We start from the raw sequence: 3,318 nt of genomic DNA, 5'->3' as shown, positions 1-3,318 counted from the left end.
GTTGTTATAATATATAGCGTGTGTTTGTTTGAGGCCCCGGGGTGTTGTGGTGGTTTTGTCTTTGGTTTCTTTTCGTCTTTCGGACATCGGGGGGGTTTCCGGCGCTCCGGGGATCCGGGCCTCGGCCCCGTTGTCGCTTCCCCTTTCCTTCCGGGACAGGGACCGATTCGCGCGGGCCAGCCGGTCCCGGTCCCTGCGTTGGCGAGGAAAGCGAGCTCGGGCGTGCGCTTCCACTCCGTGGGCATCGCGGAGCTCTGCGCGTAGGTGACCGGCTGCCCGAGGGGGCACGCCCCGGCACGGGCGGCGAGTGCGAGGTTGTAGACCTTTCGCACGCACCCGAACGTCCGGGACAGCTCTGCGGCCTGCGCATCGGTAGGGTAAACGCGGAACTTGAGTGCCCGCTCCACCGGTGAACTCCCCACGGTCCGGAAGCCAGGGACAGTCATGATCCGAACACAAGCCCGGGTCAAAGCGTCACGTGGCGGCACACCATCGCTCCGTGGCTCCGGTCTCAAGGTGCGTTTCCTCCCCGGCCCGAAAGCCGGGACTTCCACGCAAGGGGAATCTCGATGCCGTCAGACGCTTCCACCGGCCGCTGGTCGAGCCTTGAGCGGCCGCCGTTGAACGCCGCCGCGCTGGAGCGGGCCCTCGTCGCCGACGGGGGGCTGTGGTCCTCCGTCGAGGTGGTCGCCGCCACCGGGTCCACCAACACCGATCTCGCGGCCCGCGCCGCGCAGCTGCCCGAGGGGGCCGTGCTCGTCGCCGAGGAGCAGACCGCCGGGCGCGGCCGGCTCGACCGGAGCTGGGTCGCGCCCGCCCGGTCCGGGCTGTTCTTCTCCGTCCTGCTCAAGCCCGGCGACGGCGTGCCGCAGGAGCGGTGGGGGTGGCTGACCCTGCTCGCCGGCGTGGCCGCCGCGACCGGGCTGTCCCGGGCCGCCGGCGTGGACACCGCCCTCAAGTGGCCCAACGACCTGCTGATCACCGTGGACGGGGAGGAGCGCAAGACCGGCGGCATCCTCGCCGAGCGGGTCGGCGACGGGGTCGTCATCGGCATCGGGCTCAACGTCACCCTGACCGAGGACGAGCTGCCGGTGCCCGAAGCCGGCTCGCTGGCCCTGGCCAAGGCCGCCGTCACGGACCGGGAGCCCCTGCTGAAGGCCGTGCTGCGGTCCCTGGAGCGCTGGTACGGGGACTGGCGGGCGGCCGGCGGCGATCCCGCCGCCAGCGGTCTCCAGGAGGCGTACGCGGCGGACTGCGTCACCCTCGGCCGGCACGTACGGGCCGACCTGCCCGGCGGCCGCACGCTCACCGGTACGGCCGAAGCGGTCGACGCGGACGGACGGCTCGTCGTCCGCAGCGCCGAGGACCAGCACGAGGCCGTGGGCGCCGGGGACGTCGTACATCTGAGGTCGGTGCGCTAGTACGACCGCAGCTGCGGGGAGTGGGGAGTGAGCTACGGCACACCTGCCGTATGGTTTAGGCGATCCCGGTCCTCCCGGTGATCACCCGGTTCGGCAGGGCAGTGCGCACGTAATGGACAGGAGGCGGCCCTTGACCGTCGACGACCCTACGTCCGGCGCGTCCACTCCCGGGCCCGGTCCGGGAACGCCCATCGGACGTGACCAGCACACTCCCCACCACGAGGTCGACCACACCGCACAGCCGACGGCGGACCCGCTCGCCATCCGGCTGGAGCAGCTGATCCTCGGGGCGGAGCGCCGGTACACACCGTTCCAGGCGGCGCGCAGCGCCGGTGTCTCGATGGAGCTCGCCTCCCGCTTCTGGCGGGCCATGGGCTTCGCGGACATCGGGCAGGCCAAGGCCCTCACGGAGGCCGACGTACTGGCGCTGCGCCGGCTCGCCGGCCTCGTCGAGGCCGGCCTGCTGAGCGAGCCCATGGCCGTGCAGGTCGCGCGGTCCACCGGGCAGACCACCGCCCGGCTGGCCGAATGGCAGATCGACTCCTTCCTGGAGGGCCTGACGGAGCCGCCGGAGCCGGGAATGACCCGTACGGAGGTCACGTACCCGCTGGTGGAGCTGCTGCTGCCGGAGCTGGAGGAGTTCCTCGTCTACGTGTGGCGCCGCCAGCTGGCGGCGGCCACCGGACGCGTGGTGCAGGTGGCGGACGACGAGGAGATGGTCGACCGGAGGCTCGCGGTGGGCTTCGCGGACCTGGTCGGCTTCACCCGGCTGACCCGCCGGCTGGAGGAGGAGGAGCTCGGTGAGCTCGTCGAGTCCTTCGAGACGACGTCGGCGGACCTGGTGGCCGCGCACGGCGGCCGGCTGATCAAGACGCTCGGCGACGAGGTGCTGTACTGCGCCGACGACGCGGCGACGGCGGCGGAGATCGCGCTGCGGCTCATCGAGACGATGGAGGCCGACGCCCAGATGCCGGAGCTGCGCGTCGGCATAGCGTTCGGGACGGTCACGACCCGGATGGGCGACGTCTTCGGGACCACCGTGAACCTGGCCTCGCGGCTGACGTCGATAGCGCCGAAGGACGCGGTGCTCGTCGACGGGGCGATGGCGGAGGAGCTGGGGCGCACGGGCGCGGCGCCGGTCTCCGAGAAGGAGGCCGAGGCCGAGGCGGGCGGCGGGACGTACCGTTTCGCGCTCCAGCCGATGTGGCAGCGGCCGGTGCGCGGGCTGGGGGTCGTGGAGCCCTGGTCGCTGACGCGGCGGAAGCCTAAGATCCCCGGGTAACGTTCGTTAACCGGGAGGGTCTTTCGTGTCTGAGTTCGTGGCTGTGCGCCGGCATGACGACGGGGTCGCGGAGCTGGTCCTCGACCGGCCCAAGGCGATGAACGCCGTCTCGACGGAGATGGCGCGGGCCATCGGTGACACCTGCGCGGCGCTCGCGGCCGACGCCTCGGTACGGGTGGTCGTGCTCTCGTCGGCGGCGGAGCGGGCGTTCTGCGTCGGGGCGGACCTCAAGGAGCGCAACTCCCTGACGGACGCCGAGCTGGTGCAGCAGCGGCCGACCACGCGGGGCGCGTACGGCGGCGTCATGGAGCTCCCGATGCCGACGATCGCGGCGGTGCACGGGTTCGCGCTGGGCGGCGGCTTCGAGCTGGCACTGGCGTGTGACGTGATCGTGGCCGACGAGACGGCGGTCGTCGGCCTGCCGGAGGTCTCCGTGGGCGTGATCCCGGGCGGCGGCGGCACGCAGCTGCTGCCGCGGCGCGTGGGCGCGGCGCGGGCGGCGGAGCTGATCTTCACGGCGCGCCGGGTCGAGGCGGCGGAGGCGCTGGAGCTGGGCCTGGTCGACTCGGTGGTGCCGGCCGGCACGGGCCGGGCCGGGGCGCTGGGCCGGGGGGC

Annotated in this window: 3 protein-coding genes and 1 pseudogene; 3 read left to right on the top strand and 1 reads right to left on the bottom strand. The window is 72.6% G+C overall.

Annotated elements, in window-relative coordinates; genetic code table 11:
- Positions 1-188 precede the first annotated feature (188 nt).
- Positions 189-446: pseudogene (locus ACFXA3_RS39230) on the bottom strand (helix-turn-helix domain-containing protein); the annotation flags it as partial.
- A 123-nt stretch (positions 447-569) separates the two neighbouring features.
- Here ACFXA3_RS39230 and ACFXA3_RS39225 point away from each other — a divergent pair.
- The 3 genes from ACFXA3_RS39225 to ACFXA3_RS39215 form a co-directional block, all read left to right on the top strand.
- Positions 570-1,421, top strand: coding sequence for a biotin--[acetyl-CoA-carboxylase] ligase (locus tag ACFXA3_RS39225; protein ID WP_385195640.1), 852 nt, complete (start codon positions 570-572; stop codon positions 1,419-1,421).
- A 130-nt stretch (positions 1,422-1,551) separates the two neighbouring features.
- The gene (locus ACFXA3_RS39220) at positions 1,552-2,703 is read left to right on the top strand and encodes an adenylate/guanylate cyclase domain-containing protein (RefSeq protein ID WP_385195638.1); all 1,152 of its coding nucleotides are present in this window, start codon (positions 1,552-1,554) and stop codon (positions 2,701-2,703) included.
- 25 nt (positions 2,704-2,728) lie between these two features.
- The coding region (locus ACFXA3_RS39215) for an enoyl-CoA hydratase/isomerase family protein (RefSeq protein WP_385195635.1) at positions 2,729-3,318 on the top strand (590 nt) is incomplete at its 3' end.

The organism is Streptomyces sp. NPDC059456 (assembly GCF_042750055.1).
In the GTDB taxonomy this organism is placed as follows: domain Bacteria; phylum Actinomycetota; class Actinomycetes; order Streptomycetales; family Streptomycetaceae; genus Streptomyces.
Note: the sequence above shows the minus strand (reverse complement) of the source record. Positions and strands in the feature narration are given on the sequence as shown.